This window comes from Polynucleobacter hallstattensis (genome assembly GCF_018881835.1).
Classification (GTDB): domain Bacteria; phylum Pseudomonadota; class Gammaproteobacteria; order Burkholderiales; family Burkholderiaceae; genus Polynucleobacter; species Polynucleobacter hallstattensis.
Genome location: NZ_JACVPO010000002.1, coordinates 539,444 through 560,017 on the forward strand (window position 1 = coordinate 539,444; position 20,574 = coordinate 560,017).

At 47.0% G+C, this 20,574-nt stretch carries 16 protein-coding genes and 1 tRNA gene; 6 read left to right on the forward strand and 11 right to left on the reverse strand.

The features are described from left to right. Position 1: 1 nt before the first annotated feature. A complete protein-coding gene (locus ICN26_RS09180) occupies positions 2 to 1,060 on the reverse strand; it encodes a cell division protein ZipA C-terminal FtsZ-binding domain-containing protein (protein ID WP_216268116.1) in 1,059 nt (352 codons plus the stop codon). Between the two features lie 18 nt (positions 1,061 to 1,078). After that, positions 1,079 to 4,600 carry a chromosome segregation protein SMC gene (gene smc / locus ICN26_RS09185; RefSeq protein WP_216268117.1) on the reverse strand — a complete coding sequence of 1,174 codons (3,522 nt, stop codon included), beginning with the start codon at positions 4,598 to 4,600 and terminating at the stop codon, positions 1,079 to 1,081. 174 nt (positions 4,601 to 4,774) lie between these two features. Between smc and dapD the strand changes: the two genes are divergently transcribed. Genes dapD through prmB form a run of 3 tightly spaced genes read left to right on the forward strand, consistent with a single transcriptional unit; the run spans position 4,775 to position 7,706 of the window. After that, positions 4,775 to 5,602 (forward strand): 2,3,4,5-tetrahydropyridine-2,6-dicarboxylate N-succinyltransferase, encoded by an 828-nt coding sequence (gene dapD, locus ICN26_RS09190; protein WP_215354181.1) that lies wholly within the window; start codon positions 4,775 to 4,777, stop codon positions 5,600 to 5,602. A 17-nt stretch (positions 5,603 to 5,619) separates the two neighbouring features. Beyond that, positions 5,620 to 6,771, forward strand: coding sequence for a succinyl-diaminopimelate desuccinylase (gene dapE, locus ICN26_RS09195; RefSeq protein WP_216268118.1), 1,152 nt, complete (start codon positions 5,620 to 5,622; stop codon positions 6,769 to 6,771). A 38-nt stretch (positions 6,772 to 6,809) separates the two neighbouring features. Further along, complete coding sequence (gene prmB / locus ICN26_RS09200; protein WP_216268119.1) at positions 6,810 to 7,706, forward strand: 50S ribosomal protein L3 N(5)-glutamine methyltransferase; 897 nt, start codon at positions 6,810 to 6,812, stop codon at positions 7,704 to 7,706. A 12-nt stretch (positions 7,707 to 7,718) separates the two neighbouring features. Here the strand turns inward: prmB and radA are convergent, their stop codons facing one another. From radA to ICN26_RS09215, 3 genes are read right to left on the reverse strand one after another with little or no spacing between them, the layout of a single operon-like run. Next, a complete protein-coding gene (gene radA / locus ICN26_RS09205; protein ID WP_215333120.1) occupies positions 7,719 to 9,083 on the reverse strand; it encodes a DNA repair protein RadA in 1,365 nt (454 codons plus the stop codon). Between the two features lie 4 nt (positions 9,084 to 9,087). Beyond that, the gene (locus ICN26_RS09210; protein ID WP_255534463.1) at positions 9,088 to 9,549 is read right to left on the reverse strand and encodes a hypothetical protein; all 462 of its coding nucleotides are present in this window, start codon (positions 9,547 to 9,549) and stop codon (positions 9,088 to 9,090) included. A 35-nt stretch (positions 9,550 to 9,584) separates the two neighbouring features. Further along, positions 9,585 to 11,429 carry a potassium transporter Kup gene (locus tag ICN26_RS09215; RefSeq protein ID WP_255534491.1) on the reverse strand — a complete coding sequence of 615 codons (1,845 nt, stop codon included), beginning with the start codon at positions 11,427 to 11,429 and terminating at the stop codon, positions 9,585 to 9,587. 252 nt (positions 11,430 to 11,681) lie between these two features. On the opposite strand from ICN26_RS09215, the gene ICN26_RS09220 reads away from it, so the two are divergent. Continuing rightward, positions 11,682 to 11,758, forward strand: a tRNA-Met gene (locus ICN26_RS09220). Between the two features lie 99 nt (positions 11,759 to 11,857). Here the strand turns inward: ICN26_RS09220 and ICN26_RS09225 are convergent. Genes ICN26_RS09225 through ICN26_RS09250 form a run of 6 tightly spaced genes read right to left on the reverse strand, consistent with a single transcriptional unit; the run spans position 11,858 to position 17,784 of the window. Continuing rightward, positions 11,858 to 12,250 (reverse strand): type II toxin-antitoxin system HicB family antitoxin, encoded by a 393-nt coding sequence (locus tag ICN26_RS09225; protein ID WP_216268122.1) that lies wholly within the window; start codon positions 12,248 to 12,250, stop codon positions 11,858 to 11,860. Then, positions 12,251 to 12,442: a type II toxin-antitoxin system HicA family toxin gene (locus ICN26_RS09230; RefSeq protein WP_216268123.1), complete on the reverse strand. Its 192-nt coding sequence runs from the start codon at positions 12,440 to 12,442 to the stop codon at positions 12,251 to 12,253. Between the two features lie 43 nt (positions 12,443 to 12,485). After that, positions 12,486 to 14,975 carry a DNA internalization-related competence protein ComEC/Rec2 gene (locus ICN26_RS09235; RefSeq protein WP_255534464.1) on the reverse strand — a complete coding sequence of 830 codons (2,490 nt, stop codon included), beginning with the start codon at positions 14,973 to 14,975 and terminating at the stop codon, positions 12,486 to 12,488. A 4-nt stretch (positions 14,976 to 14,979) separates the two neighbouring features. Next, on the reverse strand, positions 14,980 to 15,840 hold the full coding sequence (locus ICN26_RS09240) for a TatD family hydrolase (protein ID WP_216268124.1): 861 nt from the start codon (positions 15,838 to 15,840) through the stop codon (positions 14,980 to 14,982). After that, a complete protein-coding gene (lolD, locus tag ICN26_RS09245; RefSeq protein ID WP_216268125.1) occupies positions 15,837 to 16,532 on the reverse strand; it encodes a lipoprotein-releasing ABC transporter ATP-binding protein LolD in 696 nt (231 codons plus the stop codon). The genes ICN26_RS09240 and lolD overlap by 4 nt, the downstream gene beginning before the upstream one ends. After that, positions 16,525 to 17,784, reverse strand: a complete 1,260-nt coding sequence (locus ICN26_RS09250; protein WP_216268452.1) for a lipoprotein-releasing ABC transporter permease subunit — start codon at positions 17,782 to 17,784, stop codon at positions 16,525 to 16,527. The genes lolD and ICN26_RS09250 overlap by 8 nt, the downstream gene beginning before the upstream one ends. A 70-nt stretch (positions 17,785 to 17,854) precedes the next feature. Here ICN26_RS09250 and ICN26_RS09255 point away from each other — a divergent pair, with 70 nt between their 5' ends. Continuing rightward, positions 17,855 to 18,814: a hypothetical protein gene (locus ICN26_RS09255; protein WP_255534465.1), complete on the forward strand. Its 960-nt coding sequence runs from the start codon at positions 17,855 to 17,857 to the stop codon at positions 18,812 to 18,814. Beyond that, the gene (gene recJ, locus ICN26_RS09260; protein ID WP_216268127.1) at positions 18,811 to 20,556 is read left to right on the forward strand and encodes a single-stranded-DNA-specific exonuclease RecJ; all 1,746 of its coding nucleotides are present in this window, start codon (positions 18,811 to 18,813) and stop codon (positions 20,554 to 20,556) included. Before ICN26_RS09255 ends, recJ begins: the two co-directional genes overlap by 4 nt. Positions 20,557 to 20,574: the final 18 nt, after the last annotated feature.

Consider the following 20,574-nt stretch of genomic DNA (forward strand, 5'->3'; position numbering starts at 1 on the left):
CTCAGCTAAAAAGTCTGCTGGCAGCAGAGGATCCTGCAGGAACACCGTTTCTCTCGAGGTTTTCATATAAACCATCAAGGTGTTTACGAATGCTTTGAATAGAAATTTCAGACAAATTGATACCGTTGTCATCGACTAAGCGACCTTGAGCAATTTGTGCAATTTCAAGGCCCTCCGCAAGCATGCGCTCAAATGCTTTCTCATCAAAAGAAACTAAGGGCAGCTCTAGGAGTAAGGTAAGTTGCTGCACAGGCTTGCCGGGATTAAGGTCGCTACTGCTAAAAATAGGCGCTCGATTACTGAAGTACTCATAAGTGCGGCCACTGCGCGACAAGATAAATCCACGTTGACGCATCACAGAGTCAAGGCTAGCCCAAGGGTATGCTTCATCAAATAGCACATTGATACTCAATTGAATATCGCTTTCAGCAGCCATGAAATCCAAATCTTTAGCCTTATCCAACATCGTACTGACACTCGGCATGTCAATCTGAGAACCAAGCGTTAAGGCAAGCGCCTGAGCTCTAGAGCAAAAGTCAGACAACTCCAGCACGCCTATAGGCCCGCGACGACTTGCTAATTGAATAGCTAGTTGAAGCTCCGAATAAGAAGAGTCAGGCATAAGCAAACCCCATGCCTCAGAAGAATCATGATCCACATTCAAGCCCTCACACATCCAGCGTGCAGAAGATGGGGCAGATAAATCTTCCCAGGAATGCATTTCTTTCAGAATCTCTGACCCCATAATTGGCTGGGAAAAGCGCAAAGTAATAACGCAGTCTATTCTTGGATCTATCGAAAAGGCTGGCAATTCAGCCTTTGCTGGCAAGGAGCCTTCTTTAAAAACCGGTTCAATCTGTTCGCCAGGAATAGGGTCGGCAAAACCAGTTCCAAAAGTTGGTTCACGCGCACTTCGTTCGGCGGCGTAATACTCAACGCTCGCTTTTGCCTTACGCAGTGCGCGAGCATATTTAACATTCAAAATAGCCACTAATATTAGTATCAGAAGGCCGATAACAGCCAAAGCAAACTGCAAGTCAGACAAACCCAATGCTGTCATGATTTGCTCTAGATCCACTTAAGCTGCCTCCACCATCGATACTGCAGAAGAAATATCCACCGCCACAATACGCGATACCCCCTGCTCTTGCATGGTGACACCAATCAACTGATGAGCGATTTCCATAGTGATCTTGTTATGTGAAATGAATACAAACTGAGTCTTATCAGACATTTTGGCAACCATCTTCGAATAACGCAAGGTGTTCGCGTCATCCAATGGTGCATCAACCTCATCGAGTAAGCAGAACGGTGCGGGATTGAGGAGGAACAAGGAGAAGACCAAAGCGATTGCAGTTAAGGCCTTTTCACCTCCGGAGAGCAAGTAGATCGAACTATTCTTCTTGCCTGGAGGCTGAGCCATAACCTGAACACCAGCATCCAAGATCTCCTCACCAGTCATTACTAACTCCGCATGACCACCACCAAACAGCTCAGGGAATAGCTTGCCGAAATGGATATTGACCTGATCAAAAGTACCCTGCAAGAGATCACGGGTTTCTGCATCAATCTTGGCAATCGCATCCGTCAAAGTTTGCATTGCTTCATTTAAGTCAGCAGATTGGGCATCCAAGAACTGCTTACGCTCACGTGAACTAGAGAGCTCATCTAAGGCAGCCATATTGACTGGGCCTAAAGATTGAATCTCAGAATTGAGGCGATTGACTTCGGTTTGCAATGCCCCAACCTTGAGGTCTGGGCTAAAGCTGGCTTCTAATGAACTTAAGTCTGCTTCAGCGTCTGATAGCAAGGTCGCAAACTGCTCAAAGTTCAGACGGGCAGCCTGTTCTCGCAACTGTAAGTCAACTACTTTGTCACGCATAGGTTGAAGACTGCGTTCAATCTGCAAGCGCACTTCATCCGCTTCACGTAATTGATGCAACAGTGCATCTTGTTCTGTACGGGCATTTGCTAATGCGGCTTCGCGAGCACTGCGTGCCAGCAAAAGTCCCTGTAATTTATCTTGAGCCTCTTCATCACTCAGAGTTTCCAGCTCTTGCTCTGAGGTAGCCTGCTTATCCTGAATCTCCATGATCTGTACACGCGCAGTACTTTGATCACGCTGTAAGTCAGCAATCCGCTGCTGCAAAGAACGGGTTGCAAATGCAGCCTCTTGGGCAGACATCTCGGATGAGCGCAAAGATTCACGGAGACGATCGCGCTCTTGAGTCGCCAATTCCAGTTTTTCTTGCGCAATGGCGAGATTCTCTTGCAAGCCTTGCTTAGATTCTTCTGACTGAGCGAACTCATCAGAGGATTGCGCTTGAGTTTGGGTCAACTGCTCCATTTGCTGACGCAACTCGCTTAACTCACCCTGAATTTGCTCAGCGCGTTGGCTGTACTTTTCTTCAGCCTGAGTTAACTGCATTCTTTCTACTTCAAAGCCATGCACTTCTTGAACAGCATGCTCTGCGGCAATGCGGGTTTGCTCAGCAGCTTGATGGGCAGCTTGGTAATTGGCAACACATTGATCCAGCTCACCTTGCAACTCACTCTGAATTAACTTCTGTGCACGCAATTGCTTCTCAAGACCTTCCATCTCTTGAGCACGCGCCAACATGCCAGCTTGCTCAGAGTCTGCTGCATAAAGCTGCACACCCACACGGCTCACTAAGTGACCTTGCTGAGTAACGAAAGCACCACCAGCAGGTAACTTTTCACGGCGATGCAATGCATCTTCCAAGCTATTGGCAATATAAATATTATCTAACCACTCCTGCAATACAGCAGCTACGCGTGGTGCGCCTGCACTTTGGACGCGGGTCAATAGTGCAATGAAATCTGCTGGAACGGCAGTGTGCGCAGGAGAAATGTCTTCTGTGAGCAAAATCGCTAAACGACTTGGAGGCGCATCATTCGCTAAGGCTAAAGTTTCTTGAACGCTCTTGGCTGTAACAGCAGCTAAGCGCTCGCGCAAGACGGACTCTAAAGCGGCTTCCCAACCACTCTCGACTTTAAGCTCTTGCCATAAACGCTTGCTCTCTTTTAAACCTTTGCTCTCAAGCCATGGACCAATTTTGCCTTGAGCTTGAACGCTGGCTTGCAAGGCAGTCAGTGCAGTTAATTTAGCTTCGGTTTGTGCCAACTCTTGGTTAGCAGATTGAATCTGTTGTTGTGCGATATTACGAGCCTCATCGGCAGCAGGCACACGTTGTTGTGCCTCACCTGCTTTTTGTCTCGCTTCATCCACTTTGCGTTGCGCCATCGCATGACGATCAATTGCCATTTGTAATGCTTCGGCATCAGGTCTGCGCATACCTGCGAGCTCAGCTTCAAGACGGGTATCGCGCCCCTTGAGCTCTTCTACTTGTGAGGTGATGGCTTTCACACGCTCGCCTAAACTGGCTAAGCGCTGGTCAATCGTAGCTAAGTTCTCGCGCGCATCATTGAGTTCGCGTACATGAACTTGATAGGCTTCTTCGCGTGCTGGCATTTGCTCTTGCAAGCCAGATAAGTCCGCCATTAATGTTTGTTCTTTTTCCGCAGCCAAGCTGAGCTCATGCTCGGCAGAGCGTTGCGCTTGAGCGGCATCAGTTTCTTGAACAGTCCAACGTTGCAGTTGAGCTTGTAAATCTTGGGATTGTTGTTGCAGGCGCTGGCGCGCTTCTTGCACGTAACGAATCTGGGACTCAACTTGACTCACATCAGCATTGGTTTGATACAAATCGCCTTGAGCTTGAGAAACCTGATCTTGCAATGCGTACTGCTCAGTGCGCATTGTCTCGAGCTCAGTCTCCACATGACGCATTTTGGCAGTCTGCTCTTCCAAGCTGACTTGTGTGTCACGAATACCGTTGGCATGACGCTCTTGCTCCTTGCCAGCTTCGGTCTGACGTACAAACCAGAGTAACTGCTGTTGCGACTTCATTGCAGTAGATAATTCAGCATGGCGCTCAGCAACAGTGGCCTGCTTCTCTAGACGTATAACCTGCTGATCAAGCTCACGCAAAATATCTTCTACGCGAACCAAGTTTTCTTTTGTATCTTCAAGGCGGGAGGCGGTTTCTTTACGACGCTCCTTGTATTTGGAAACACCAGCTGCTTCTTCTAAGAAAACACGTAACTCTTCTGGCTTTGCTTCTAAGATGCGGTTGATGGTTCCCTGCCCAATAATGGCATAACCTCTAGGACCCATACCGGTGCCCAAGAAAATATCTTGAATGTCCTTACGTCGCACAACTTGATTGTTGACGTAATAACTAGAATTACCATCACGTGTCAAAACGCGTTTAATACCTAATTCTGTAAAAGCACTCCACTGACCTTGAGCGCGCCCTTCAGAGTTATCAAAAATGAGTTCGACGCTGGCACGACCCGACGGTTTACGCAAACCAGAGCCATTAAAAATGACGTCTTGCATGGATTCACCACGCAATTCACTGGCGCGAGACTCACCCAAAACCCAACGCACGGCGTCAATGATGTTCGACTTTCCGCAACCATTAGGACCCACAACACCGATCAATTGACCTGGCATTTCAAAATGGGTTGGATCGACGAAGGACTTAAAGCCGGAAAGTTTGATGGATTTCAGTTGCACGGCGTACTTTGCAGGGAAAAAGGGGGTTCAAATAAGGGGGTAAAAATTATTACTAAAGTGGGAAGATGATAGCAAGCTTAAGGCTCCCCACACGGGTTTTTGCCCCACCGATATAATGATCAATCTATATCCAGGGACAAAATCCCTTAACAATCTGATAGTTAACTAAAAAGCATGAGCAAATCACCACAAAGCATCATCGATCAAGCCTGGGAAAACCGCGCAAACCTGTCTCCTGAGGCCGTTTCTGGAGAAATCCGCAATGCCGTGAACGCCGTTCTCGAGGGCCTTAATACAGGCAGTATTCGCGTTGCTGAGCGCCTCAGCGTTGGCAAATGGGAAGTAAACCAGTGGGTCAAAAAGGCGGTTTTACTGTCTTTCCGCTTGGAAGATAACAAACCTATGGGTGCTGGTGGCTATACCCAGTTCTACGATAAGGTGCCGAGCAAGTTTGAGAACTACACTGCAGAAGACTTCGCCAATGGCGGTTTCCGTGTTGTTCCCCCTGCAATGGCTCGCCGAGGCTCATTTATTGGCAAAAATGCCGTTTTAATGCCTTCCTACGTCAATATTGGCGCTTATGTCGGCGAAGGCACTATGGTTGATACTTGGGCAACCGTAGGGTCATGTGCCCAAATCGGTAAAAACGTGCATCTCTCTGGTGGTGTCGGTATTGGTGGCGTTTTGGAACCAATTCAAGCAGGTCCAGTGATTATTGAAGATAACTGCTTTATTGGCGCCCGCTCTGAGGTCGTTGAAGGCGTGGTTATTGAAGAAAATGCTGTTCTCTCAATGGGTGTTTATATTGGTCAAAGCACCAAAATCTACGACCGCGAAACCGGTGAGATCCATTACGGCCGTGTACCAGCAGGTTCTGTTGTGGTGCCAGGCTCCCTTCCTTCCGCTTGTGGAAAGTACAGCCTGTACGCTGCAATCATCGTAAAGAAGGTGGATGCTCAAACTAGAGCTAAGACTGCGATTAACGAATTGTTACGTGATTAAGTCTTAAAGCTAAATATATGAGTGCCACCCTAGAGTTAACTGAAGCCCTCATCTCTTGCCGCTCGGTCACCCCGGCGGACGGAGGCTGTCAGGATCTCATTGCCAAACGCCTTCAAGCCATTGGTTTTCACACAGAGAGCGTAGTGAGTGGTCCCGAGAATTTTCAGGTTACCAATTTGTGGGCAATCAAAAAAGGTGTGTCTGGAGATCAAGGTAAGGTCTTAGTGTTTGCTGGCCATACTGATGTTGTGCCAACTGGCCCACTAGAGAAGTGGACCAATGATCCGTTTACCCCAACCATTAGAGATGGCATGCTTTACGGTCGTGGGGCTGCGGATATGAAAACCTCTCTTGCAGGATTTGTGGTCGCCACCGAAGAGTTTGTCATCACCCACCCTGATCACAAAGGTACGATTGCTTTTTTGATTACAAGCGATGAAGAAGGTCCCGCCAATGACGGCACTGTCATTATGTGCGAGCGCTTGCAAAAACAAGGTCAGCGTTTAGATTACTGCGTGATTGGTGAGCCAACTTCAGTTGATCAACTCGGTGACATGATTAAAAATGGTCGCCGCGGATCACTCTCCGGCAAACTTCGGGTTAAGGGTATTCAGGCGCACATCGCCTACCCTCACCTAGGTAAAAATCCAATTCATCTTTCAGCTCCTGCAATTCAAGCGCTAGTTGAGACTGAGTGGGATAAAGGTAACCAGTATTTCCAGCCTACGAGCTTTCAGATTTCGAATATTCATGCAGGTACTGGTGCGAACAACGTCATTCCCGGCGAGCTAGCGATTGATTTCAACTTCCGCTTCTCCACTGAGAGTAAGCCAGAGGAATTGTGTAGCCGCCTAGAAGGAATTCTCAAAGCCGCAGGTCTCGATTTTGAAATTGATTGGGTCTTAGGTGGCAGCCCATTTATTACTGGTGATGGCGCTCTTGCTGGCGCCATACGTAAAGCCATTAAAGCCGAAACCAAAATTGATACAGAACTCTCCACTACTGGCGGCACAAGTGATGGTCGCTTTATTGCGAAGATCTGCAAAGAAGTTGTCGAATTTGGCCCGCTCAATGCGACCAGCCACAAGATTGATGAGTGCGTGATTGTGGATGATGTTGTGCCGCTCAAAAATATCTATCGCAAGACACTCGAGCAACTGGTTGCTTGAGACTGTTTAATCAATTACTTTTCTTATAAACATTCCTCATGGACCCTGCGCCCCAGCAATCTCTGACGCTCGATCAATGTATTGATCAGATTGCACAAGAATTAGAAATGGCAGATTTGCATTATGGTCATGGTGCTATTGATGCGCAAAGTGAAGCTCTCTGGATTGCCAGTAAACAACTTAACTTAAGTCCTGCAGATGCGCTGGATCACTTAGAGCAAGTGATGAGTGCCGAGCAAATTACTCAGGCACTTGAAGTGACACAAACCCGCATCTCCACACGTAAGCCATTGGCTTATATCTTAGGTGAAGCCTGGTTAATGGGTGTACCTTTTTTCTCTAGCGAGCAAAGCATTGTTCCCCGCTCTTGGATAGCCGAGCTCATCGTAGATGGTTCACTAGGGCCCTGGCTGCCTGCTGATGGCAAAGCGCTCGATCTTTGCACTGGCAATGGCTCTTTAGCAATTTTGTTAGCCTTAACTTGTCCCGACATTCATGTAAGCGCCTGTGACATTAGTTTGCCTGCATTAGCAGTGGCGTCTCGCAATCTCGATCGTCATAGCCTGACTTCACAGATAGAGCTTTTTGAGGGTGATCTCTGGGATGCGCTTCCAGAACCTCATGAAGATAATCTCTTTGATCTCATCATTTGTAATCCGCCTTACGTTAATGCAAATTCGATGAATGTCCTGCCCGCTGAATACCATGCGGAGCCTGCTCTTGCATTGGCAGGTGGTGATGATGGCATGGATCTGATTCGGAAGATTATTGCTGCCGCACCAGACTATCTATCTGAACGTGGCGCTATTCTGATTGAGATTGGCAATGAGTATGAGTACTTTAAAAAAGCCTTCCCTCAAATCCCGGTCATTTGGATGGAGGTATCTGCAGGGGACGAGCAAGTACTTCTTATTCAAGCGGAAGACTTGCGCTAAATTATGATTGCTTTAACTGAGCTCTGCTGCTGCAGAGATAGCCTGATCAATACGCTCTACCGGAATCACCCTTAATCCTGGGATCTTTGTCTTCGGCATATTAGCCTTCGGAATAATGGCTACAGTAAAGCCCAGCTTCGCTGCCTCTTTCAGACGCTCTTGACCACGTGGGCATGGACGAATCTCTCCCGCCAAACCAACCTCACCAAATACGATCAACTCTTTAGGCAAGGCCTTATTACGAATCGAAGACTGAATTGCCAATAGCACTGCTAAGTCTGCTGCTGGCTCTGAGATCTTCACACCACCTACTGCATTTAAGAAGACATCTTGATCGAAGCAGGCAACACCAGCGTGACGATGCAGTACTGCTAAGAGCATGGCTAAACGCGCTTGCTCCAAACCAACTGCCAAGCGACGAGGATTTGGAATATGCGCAGTATCTACTAGTGCCTGAATTTCTACCAAGAGTGGGCGACTACCCTCTTGTGTAACCAATACGCAGGCACCCGGAACCATCTCCGCATGCTGTGAAAGAAAAATAGCTGAAGGGTTAGCAACGCCACGCAGACCTTTTTCAGTCATCGCAAATACACCGAGCTCATTGACTGCGCCAAAACGGTTTTTAATCGAGCGTACCAATCTAAATGAGGAATGGGTATCACCCTCAAAATACAAGACGGTATCCACAATGTGCTCGAGCACACGAGGGCCAGCTAAATGTCCATCTTTAGTCACGTGCCCCACCATCAAGACGCAAATACCACTAGATTTAGCAGCCCTGGTTAACTGGGCCGCACACTCTCGCACTTGAGCAACCGAACCAGGAGCTGAGCTGAGTACCTCTGAATACAAAGTCTGAATCGAATCCACCACTAAGACCTGTGGCTTCACGGTATCCATAATGGATAAGAGCTTTTCTAACTGAATCTCAGCGAGCACTTCTAATTGTGGCGCATCGAGTGCAATGCGTTTTGCACGTAATGCAATTTGCGCCGCAGACTCCTCACCACTACTGTAAAGAACGTTCATACCTGCAGCACTCATCTCAGCGAGGGCTTGAAGCAAGAGGGTGGATTTACCAATCCCAGGATCGCCGCCCAACAGAACCACGCCACCGGGAACTAATCCGCCACCTAATACGCGATCAAACTCTTCTACACCAGTGCTAAAGCGTGGGAGATCTTCAGCAGAAATAGCGGATAGTTTTTGACGGGGGAGCGACTGCGCCAAACCCTGAAAGCGGGTATTTGAGCTGACCTCAGGAACACCTTCTTCCAAGGTATTCCATGCCTGGCATGAGGGGCACTGACCTTGCCATTTGGCAGAGGTCCCGCCGCATGACTGACAGATATAGATTGTTTTTATTTTAGCCAAAGGATTAATCGAGCTGAGTGCCCGCTTTATTTTCTTGAGCACGCTTAGGCGCATCTTTGCGACGTTGCTCTAGGTCTGCCGCACGAGCAGCAGCAGCTTTTTGCTTCTCTTCAAATTCTTTTTGATTGGCTGAACGCTCAGCCGCTTTTTCAGCAGAAGCACGTTCAGCAATCTTGGTGGCATCGCGTTGATCTTTAATACTGGCGCGTAACTTACGCTGCACTTCATGTAACTCTACTTCTTGCACACGAATCGGATCGATTTCTTTACGATAAAGCGCACGTGAATCTTTTAGGCAGTCATTAACCCAATATTTTTGATAGCACTCTGAATTGGTTTTATCCCAGCGATACTTAGCCCAATCCCGTTGCAACTCGAGATCACGTTCAATCTTATCTAACTGCTCTAACTGAGCCTCTTCTGCAGGGGTTGCAAGCGTCAGGGTGCTGAAGGAGCAAATCAACAAGAAAGCTCCAAAGAAGCGCAAAGAAAGTGGCCTGATCAAATCTCTACCTTTGCACCGAGTTCAACCAAACGATTGGTAGGAATTTTAAAGAAGTCCGATGGCTTGGCTGCGTTTTGCATCATCCAACCAAACAGTTTCTCTCTCCATAAGGCCATCCCCGGATTTGCCGACGGGACAATAGTGTCTCGAGAAACAAAGAAAGAGGTATCCATGACATTAAATTCAATGTTTTCTTGCTTTTGAATTAACTCCAGTACCTTATTGATATCTGGAGATTCTTTAAAGCCATGTACCGCTCTCACCAAATAAATACCGCCCCCAAAGTCCTTCATCGTAATGCGCTCACTATCATTAACATAGGGCACATCCCAAGTACTCAATTTGACAAAAAAGATACGCTCATGCATCACACGATTGTGTTTTAGATTATGCAACATCGCGATTGGTACAAAATCGACGTGAGCCGTCAGAAAAATAGCAGTACCCTCGACACGATGAGGTGGGTGGGCTAATAGACTAGAAACAAAGGCTTGCAAAGGAATAGCGCCCTCTTCTACTTTAGTGCGCAATAACTTACGCCCACGATACCAAGTAATTAAACAAGTGAAAATGATGAGGCCTAGAAATAATGGGTACCAGCCGCCATCTTTGATCTTAATTAAATTGGCTGACCAAAAAGCAAAATCTAAAGCAAAGAAGATGGCTGTTAAACAAAGCACCAGGAAAATGTTCATTTTCCACTCACGATACATCACCACTCCCAACAAAATTGCAGTAATCATCATGGTAGATGTCACAGAAATTCCATAAGCAGCTGCTAAATTTACTGATTCTCTAAATTCAATAATGGTAACAACCACCATGAATAAGAGGGCCCAATTCACCACGGGAATATAGATTTGTCCCTGCTCTGAATCAGAGGTGTGCATGATGGTCATGCGCGGCATAAAACCAAGCAATATAGCTTGACTCACCAAAGAGTAAGCGCCTGAAATCACCGCTTGCGATGCAATGACTGTAGCTGCAGTAGCAAGACCAACAACAGGCCATAAAGCCCAATCGGGAACCATTAAATAAAATGGGTTAGAGGCAGCCTCTGGATTGGATAACAAGAGTGCGCCTTGTCCTAAGTAATTAATTAAAAGGCTAGGCAAGACGATAATGAGCCAAGCATATCGGACAGGGTTTCTTCCGAAGTGGCCCATGTCTAAGTAGAGCGCTTCAACACCAGTAACAACCAAGACGACAGCGCCCATCACAATATAGGCAGTGGTTGGATGATCTAGCACAAACTGCACCGCATACATTGGATTAATTGCGCCGATGATTTGCGGCGCTGCGCCAATATTAATGACACCCAATACAGCCAGAGTGATAAACCAAGTGAGTGTGACCGGGCCAAATAGATTACCAACAGCCGCCGTGCCATATTTTTGAATCAAGAATAGGGCAACCAAGATTGTTAAGGAAATGGGGATGATAAATTTATGCAGCCCAGGCGCTGCAATTTCGATACCCTCAACAGCAGATAACACTGAAATTGCTGGAGTAATCACAGATTCTCCCAAGAGCATACAAGCTCCGAGCATTCCTAAAATCATTAAAAAGAAATAACTCTTCGATTTACTATCAAATGATCTTAGCGCCAAAGCCATCAGAGATAAAACGCCACCCTCACCTTTGTTGTCGGCTCGCATCACAAATAAAACATACTTAAAGGTCACCACCAAAATTAATGACCAGATCATCATTGCGATCACACCAAATAATGCCTCTGGCGAAAACGGGATGCCGTGCTTAGGATCAAAACATTCTTTGAGAGCGTACAAAGGACTAGTGCCAATATCACCAAACACTACGCCAATTGCGGCAAGCATCATCGTCGCAAGACCTTTTTTATGGCCGTTGTGATCGTCATGCAGATCAACTGGCTTTAATAAAGTCGAATTCGAAAATTCAGGGTTGCTAATTGACATTTGAAAGCCCTTAGTGAATGTTGCGTGGCAATATGTTACTCCTTATGCATGCTGACTCTACAGTCTTTTTTCAATGAAAAAATAGCCTTCTCAAGTGCGATTTCCATGAATAGCTCGACAGAGGTGGTCAAAAAATGGTAGAATCACAGCTTCAGACGCGGGGTGGAGCAGTCTGGCAGCTCGTCGGGCTCATAACCCGAAGGTCGTAGGTTCAAATCCTGCCCCCGCAACCAAACAAGTAGAGGGCTTTGAAGGCGATTATGTCTTTAAAGCCTTTTTGCTTTTCTAGGTCATGTATTGGCCAGCATTAAGATCTCAAGGAATTTAACTCATCAAGCAGTTAGCGCCAAATGCGCAATGAATGCAGATCTGTTTTCTCCAGCCTTTTTTGCTTTTGCATCCAACCTAGCCAAAACCTTTTTTGGCAGAGTGATATTTATTCTCTCAATTTCATCCGAAAGCAATGCTGGATCAATTTCTACAATTGCCCAAGCCCAGCCCTTAAATTCTTTTTTCTTTTGCAGCTCTCTTAAGGAGCTAGGCTTTGGTATTACTTGGCCCCCATCCAAAGCCATCTCAATCCAAAGCTCTATAGCCTCTTTGGCCTGATCTATTGCTTCATCAAGACCGCCATCAGCAGCAGAAAAACAACCAGGCAAATCTGGAACAACAACTCCCCATGCGTTTTTCTCACTTCCTGGCTCAATCGCTATTGGATATTTCATCTAAGACCCCTCTTTTAATCTGGCTTGTTTCAGTATTTTTTCTATCAACCCCATACCTAAGTCTTTTCTTGGTTGCGGGATGCAGACATGGCCAGACTTTGTTTTATGAGTAAATATGTGATGCGATCCTTTTGTTCTGCTTAATACCCATCCATCACCCTTCAAAAGCTCAATTAGCTTTTTGCTATGCATCTATCTCCCTTATATTATACACACCATACACACCAAAGTTTCTCTATCGCGCCTCTCGATGCCATAGCCGCTTTCTATCCTGTCGCCAAAATCGAGGCTCAGTCTGCTTACGCTCTGATTGAGCTGGAAATTCCCAAACCTGTGCACCAGAAGTTGGTGTTTGATAAAACGGAATATTCATACTTTGGTATCGGGCGGTGACTGTAGGATGTGGATGGCCGTATCGGTTGCGATACCCGTTTTGAGCAAATGCTTCATCAGGACTGAGCGATGTTAAGAGCTCTTGAGAAGAGGATGTTTTGCTACCGTGGTGTGGCGCCATGAATATCAAATACTTATCCTTTAAATGATTGATGGCTTTTTGGGTTAAGCGCTCAGTGATTTCAGTCTCACCCCGCTTTTCTACATCGCCCGTCAACCAAAATGAGGTGGTTTGATTCCGAACTTCCAGAACGCAACTGACTTCATTGGGCTTTCTAGGGTGCTGATCCTCAAAGACTGTCTGCTCATGCGGATGCCAAATATAAAAGTCCACTCCATCCCATGACCATTGCTGACGAAAGCGACAGGGAATAGCGGGTATTTTCCTTGCTTCTAAATTGGCGAGCAATGGATTGGTGCTTGGAAGAGACCCCATCATGGAGTCGAAGTTGATTTCTTTCAGCAGAGTTGCGGCGCCTCCAATGTGGTCGCTATCACTATGGCTAATTACCATGCGATCAATGTGATTGATCCCTCTTCCCCTCAAATACGGTAGGATGATTCTTTGGCCCGCATTATCCTTTCCCTGAATAGGTCCGGTGTCGTATAGCAGTCGTTTTGTTTTAGTTTCGATTAGGACTGCCGTACCTTGACCTATATCTAGTACCGTCGCGCGGAACTCGCCTTTTCCCAAATGACTATTAGTCAGCGGCTGAATAAATAGAGTTGCGCACAACACGAGACCCATCACTCTCGACACCCAAGCCTCTTGTATAGACCCAGGACGAATCGCTATAGTGATTCCGATAGTGGATAAGGCTATTGCCCACCAGGCTGGCTGGCTAGACCAAGCGATTGACCATTTCCAATTAGCCATCCATGCAAGCATGATTGCCAAGTAGTCCATCGTGGCATGTGCTGGTATCAATAAGCACTTACCAATGAAATCAGGCAATAAGGCGCCAGCAATAGCTAGGGGAGTCACTATATAACTCACCACAGGAATAGCAATAGCATTTGCAAGTGGCGATACGATTGAGACTTGATAAAACCAGAATAAGGTTAAGGGTAGAAGTGCAATGGTGACAACCGCTTGAACCCGGCATGCTTCACGAAGCGCCTGAATCACTCTATCTTTCCAATAACCCTCCAACTCTCTACCGGTAGGTAAGCCCAATAAGCCATCAGAATCCTGCATGGCATACAAAATCGCAGCTACCGCTCCAAAAGAAAGCCAGAAACCCGGCGTATAGGGCGCCATCGGATCAATGACTAGAACAAAAAATAGGGCCCACCACCAGATATCAAATGAGCGAGGATTTCTGCCGGACCATAAGGCAAAGGCAACCACCCCAACCATATACATCGTTCGCTGCGCCGGAATCTGAAAGCCTGCCAACCACGCATATACGAAGGCTGTCAAAAATCCTACTGCAGCAGCGACCTTGCCAACCGGAACCCAAAGTGGAAGTGTTTTACGACGCCAGAGAAATGTTGCGAGCATGGCACCAAATCCAGCCAACATCGTGACATGAAGACCCGATATAGAGATGAGATGTCCGATTCCAGTAGCATTAAATACACGCCAATCTTCTTGGTCGATTGCATTTTGATCTCCCATCACTAAGGCAGCAATTACTCCGCCATAACGAGCATCTTTTGGCAGTAAGCGCTGAATCTTTTGCCTTAACTTCCAACGCTGATACTCCATGGCTAGAGCAAATTCGGTAAAGGCAATGTCCTTCTCAAGAATTAATTGTCCTGACCTAACTGATCCGCTTGCACCAAAGTCTTGATGGAAGGCCCAGCGCTCAAAATCAAAAGTGTGGGGATTGAGAGATCCATAAGGTCTTTTGATTTTGACCTTCAATTCCCAGCGCTGACCCGGAATGACTTCGGGCACATCCTGAGGATTACGCCATGCAGGCTGCCAACTTAAATAGACCTGCGGAGGAAATGTTTCAATCCTTTCGCGCCCCAAAAATGCCTGATCTACCTCAAAAGAAAACTTTGCACCACTGGAAGCACTCTGGGGTAAGGCATTGACCCTACCCTTCAGCATAAGGTCTTTACCCTCATGCTCTATGGATAGGATATTGCTTAAACGATCCTGTGAGTAATGGGCATTCCAAGCAAATCCCAAGGTGCAAAAACAAACTGCCAGTAATAGGACGCTTGCATAGCGATATTGGATCAATGAGCGATTGAGGTAAAAACCCAATAGAGAAACGATGATGATCGTAGTACACATCCAACGCCAATGCTCTGGCACAGTAGGTAAAAATAGAAGTAGCGATCCCCCGGCGATAAACGCCGCAATATTGATACGCAAGTTCTTAAGAGGTAGGGAGTAGGTCTGGGTTGTCAGTCATTAAGGATGACCAACGGGGTAATGCTTGCATGGCGTTTTGCCAAACTGCTTTTGAAAATACTTCTTCACTGATTCCACGAATGTCTGACAATTGGCTAGCGATTCTGGGAAGCAAAGCAGGTTCATTGAACTTGCCGCCCTCCTCTTTTAACCAGGCTGGCGGAATGTCAGGAGAATCAGTTTCAGTAACAATGCTTTCTAAAGGCAGCTCTTTTAAGAGACGGCGAATCTGTAACGCTCGATCGTAGGTTGCCGCTCCACCAAAGCCCAACTTAAATCCCAATTCAATAAATTGCTCGGCCTGCTGATGACTACCATTAAAGGCATGCGCAATACCGCTAGGAACTGTTCTCTTACGGAGCGCTTTCAGAATGGCATCCTGTGAACGGCGCACATGCAAAATCACTGGCAATTGAAATTGCTGTGCCAAATCCAATTGTTTATGAAAGAAAAATTCTTGACGCTGAGGATCGAGTCCCTCAACAAAATAATCCAAGCCAATCTCACCAATACCTACAAATTGAGGATCATCTAATGATTGCTCAATTTGCTCTTTAAGAACATCGATATCGCTATCTAGCGCTCGATTAATGTAAAGCGGATGAATGCCTAGCGTATAGACTAATCCCGAGATTTTATTGCCGTACTGGCTTGCTAAATGTTTAGCTGGCACCCAATCAGAGGCCTGAACCGTAGGTAGCAAAATAGCTTTAACACCTTTATCGGCCGCACTTGAAATAATCTCTGGAAGAGTATCTTTGAACTCCGGAGCATCTACATGGCAATGGGTATCCACCCATGCAAGGTCTGTATTCACTTCGCTCATTGTGCGAAGGTCTTTAATACTCCGCGCTCTAAATGCAAAATCCGGTCACAACGTTTCGCGCGAATAGGATCATGGGTCACAATCACAAAAGCAGTGCCCTGCTCACGAGCAATATCTAACATTAAGTCAAATACACCGTCGGCTGTTTCAGTATCGAGATTACCCGTCGGCTCATCCGCTAGAACACAAGAAGGGCTGCCAACTAGCGCACGGGCAACTGCAACACGTTGACGCTCACCACCAGACAGTTCGCCTGGTGTGTGCTGAACACGCTTTGCTAGACCAACCGCATTCAACATCACACTCGCTCGTTCCATGGACTCTTCATTACTCAAGCCACGAATACGTAAAGGCAAGGCGACATTTTCAACCGCACTGAATTCATCCAAAAGATGGTGGAATTGATAAATAAAACCCAGATTGTGATTGCGTAGTTGATCTAATTTACTTACCGACAATTTGTGGAGATTCTGCCCAGCAAGCATGACAGTACCTGCACTAGGGCTGTCTAAGCCACCCAATAGATGCAGTAAGGTACTTTTACCCGAACCAGAAGATCCTACGATGGCAACCTTCTCAGAAGCGCTTACCTGTAAATCAATTTCCTTCAGGACATCAACTGCAGTAGGTCCTTTGCCATAGGTCTTTGCTAAACCCGATGCACTCAGAATAATTTGATTGGAATTACTCATAGCGCAATGCCTCCGCAGGCTGAACCTGGGCGGCTCGTCGACTAGGGTACAGCGTAGCCAATACAGAAAGGCCAAAAGCCATTAGGCCAACAGTGAGGACATCAGACAAACGAACGTCCGATGGCAACTCACTAATAAAGTAGACATCGCGTGGCAAGAAACGCACGCGGAAGATGGCTTCAATTGCAGGAACAATCACATCGATGTTTAACGCTATTAGGAGACCCAAGCCGACACCAGCTAAAGAGCCTAGCAGGCCAATTGCCAAACCTTGCACCAAGAAGATTCGCTGAATGAGTCCAGGACTTGCGCCCATCGTTCTTAAGATCGCAATATCAGCTTGCTTCTCATTTACCGTCATCACTAAGGTAGATACCAAATTAAAAGCAGCTACTGCAATAATCAAGGTCAAAATGATGAACATCATCTTGCGTTCAGTTTGAACAGCAGCAAACCAATTTCGATTGGAGCGCGACCAGTCACTCACCCACAACGCCTGTGGCACAACTTGAGCTAATTCAGAAGCTATCTCTGGTGCACGCTGCATATCATCGACCTTCACGCGCAAGCCAGATGGGTCTTGCAAGCGCAGTAAAGCGGCAGCATCCCTCCAATGCATGATGGCTAAAGAGCTGTCGTATTCATAATGACCACTATCCACGATGCCGACGACTTGTAGCGTCCGCATTCTGGGCATGGCACCTGCTGGAGTGAGATCACTCTCTGGCACTATTAAATTCACGCGATCGCCAAGGCGAGCACCAACCATATTGGCAAGCTGTGCGCCTAAGGCAACCCCAAAGGTGCCTGGTTTTAAATCATCGATGCTGCCGGTAACAAACTGCTTGGGCAAATCAGAGACCTTACCTTCTTCACTTGGCAGCACTCCCCGAATAGATACGCCACGCATCACATTCTCGCGACTGAGCAAACCTTGCGAGCTGACCATCGGAGCGACACCCACAACGTGGGGCTGGGCAGCCACCTTGAGTGCAATCGGCTCCCAATTAGCCAAACCATCTGGGGCGGTAATTTCAACATGGGAAAGGACGGACAACATACGGTCGCGCACTTCCTTCTGAAAGCCATTCATGACTGAGAGCACCACAATCAGGGCGGCAACGCCCAAAGCGATGCCTGCAGTGGAGATTCCAGAAATAAAAGACAGAAAGCCATCACGCTTACCTACCGTCTTGCGACGCTTGGATCGGGTATAGCGCAGGCCAATTTCTAGCTCAATAGGAAGTCTCAACATGCTTACAGTTTAGTGAATTAAACGAGCAAACCAATGGATTCTGTAAATGCCACCTAAAATCAGGGGAATGACTGCTCATTTAACCTCCCAAACAAGTACTTCGCAACGCTTTACCCTGATGGTATCGGGGGAGGATGCTATTAGCGCTGGATTAGAGCGTGATACCCCGCCCAGCGGACTTCCGCAAGAGCGCTTTCTACTGGGTGATCAACTGCCAATTGCCCCAGTATTGCTATTGGGTCAAAGCGATCTAGCAGTGAATCCAAATGAAGTGATTGCCTGTCTTCAACCAGTCCACCTTCATGCCACCCGGGATCATTTAATCCTGATGGCTCAAAGTCAGATTGATTTGACAGAAAATGAATCTGCTAGCTTGCTACAAGTTGCCCTCCCCTTCATCGAGGAAGATTTTAGAAACAAGGTGTTATTCCAAGGTCAGCGTGATTGGTTTATTTCAGCCGGTCCATTTGCTAGTCTTGCAACGCACTCTATTGATCAAGCGCATGGTCGCAATATTGATTGGTGGATGCCGCGCGATACAAACGTAACTGGAGTTGCTAAGCTCTGGCGCAAACTCCAAAATGAAATTCAGATGCTCTGGCATATTGATTCTGTCAATCAGGAGCGTGAACAACGTGGATACCCCAGTATCAACTCCTTATGGATTAGCGGTATCGGTAAACTGGCTAATATTCAGACTCCTCCATTGCTGGAGAATGTAGACCAGATTTATGGAGATCACCCCCTCTTAGCTGGGCTAGCTAAATATCTTTCAATCCCTCAACAGCGTGAAATTGATTTCTCAAATCTGCAAAATACCTTTGCATGGATTGATCGCCCCGAGAGCATTTGGGGTAACTTGAGAAAAGCGCTTTTAAGTAAAGAGTTAGATGAAATCGAAGTGATCGATTTTCCCAAAGGTCAAACTCGCCACCGAATCTTCACAGCCAAAGACTTAAATAAAAAATCATGGGCTTTCTGGAAAAAATCAGAACCCTTAACCTGGCAAGAAATCATTTCAGTATGAGTCTTTTTTCTCAGCGCCCCTTCTCTGATCGCACGGCTAGCTGGCTACAGCAAAGTGGTCTGCACCCATTATTAGCGAGGCTGTATGCAGCTCGTGGTATTGATAAACCAGAGGAACTTTCTTTAGATCTGAAGCAACTACTCTCACCAGTAGAGCTAAAAAACTGCATCAGTACTGCCGCCTTACTGGCCGATATTTTGGAGCGTAAAGAATCCATGCTGGTAGTAGCAGACTATGACTGTGATGGCGCCACAGCATGTGCTGTTGCTCTGCGTGGATTGAAGATGTTGGGTGGGCCAGATACGCCCATTCAGTTTTTGGTGCCCAATCGTTTTACGATGGGCTACGGACTAACTCCAGAGGTGGTTGATCTTGCCGCTCAACAAAACCCCAAACCCAAATATCTCATTACAGTCGATAACGGCATCGCCAGTGAAGCTGGGGTAGACCGAGCTCGCGAGCTAGGAATGGAAGTCATTGTTACTGACCACCATCTGCCGGGAGATCGACTACCCAAAGCCACTGCAATAGTTAATCCCAATCAACCAGGTTGCAGCTTCCCCAGCAAAGCACTTGCTGGTGTGGGTGTGATGTTCTATTTATTAGTTGCCCTACGAGCAGAACTTCGCAAGCGTGGAAAATTTACTGCTGAGACTCAACCTAAGATTGAGAGTCTATTGGATCTCGTGGCCTTAGGTACCGTAGCGGATGTGGCACAGCTTGATCGCAATAATCGTATCTTGGTTTCTAATGGTCTCAAACGCATTCGAACAGGCGTATCGCAAGCTGGTATTCAGGCGCTATTCCAGGCGGCTGTTCGCGATCCTCGCAAGGCCAATACTTTTGACTTGGGTTTTGCTATAGGGCCTCGCTTAAACGCAGCAGGACGTCTAGCGGACATGACTTTAGGCATTCGCTTATTGATTTGCGATCAGCCCGAAGAAGCCATTGAGTTAGCTTACGAACTTGATCGCATTAATCGCGAGCGGCGTGTGATTGAAGGCGGTATGCAAGAAGCTGCTCTCGCCCATCTCGCTGAAGATCAACTAGCAGGCACTATGGCAGAGCGTTCCAGTATCTGCCTCTGGAATGCAGAGTGGCATCAGGGAGTAGTTGGCATCGTTGCCTCGCGCCTGAAAGAACGATTTAATCGTCCCGCAATTGTCTTTGCTCCAGCTGATGGCGCTGGCGGTGAGGAGTTGCGCGGCTCTGGTAGATCATTAACAGGCTTTCATCTACGTGATGCCTTGGATATTGTTTCTAAGCGTGAGCCTGGATTAATTCTGAAGTTTGGTGGTCATGCCATGGCGGCAGGCCTCAGCATTAGAAAAGCCGATTTTGAAAAGTTTGACGCCGTGTTTCAGCAGGTTGCTAATGGCTTACTTAATGATGAATTGCTAGAGCGTCGCCATATTCATGATGGGCCACTAGATTTATCTGAATTCACACCCGAAACCGGCGATCTCCTAGCCGAAGAAATCTGGGGTCAAGGCTTTCCTCAACCCATTTTTTATGGTGAATTTGAGATTGGACAGCAAAGCCTCATGAAAGAAAAACACCTGCGCCTGCAGCTTCGTCCAATTGGAATCGGTCCATTGGCTAGCAAGCCATTTACTGGAGTCTGGTTTAACCATACCCAATCCTTACCAGCCAAGGCCAAGCTGGCCTATAGCCTAGTCACCGACCATTTTCAAGGGCAGGCACGCGTACAACTCATGATTGAGGCCCACGACGAGGCTTAGACTGGAATAACCCCCTTA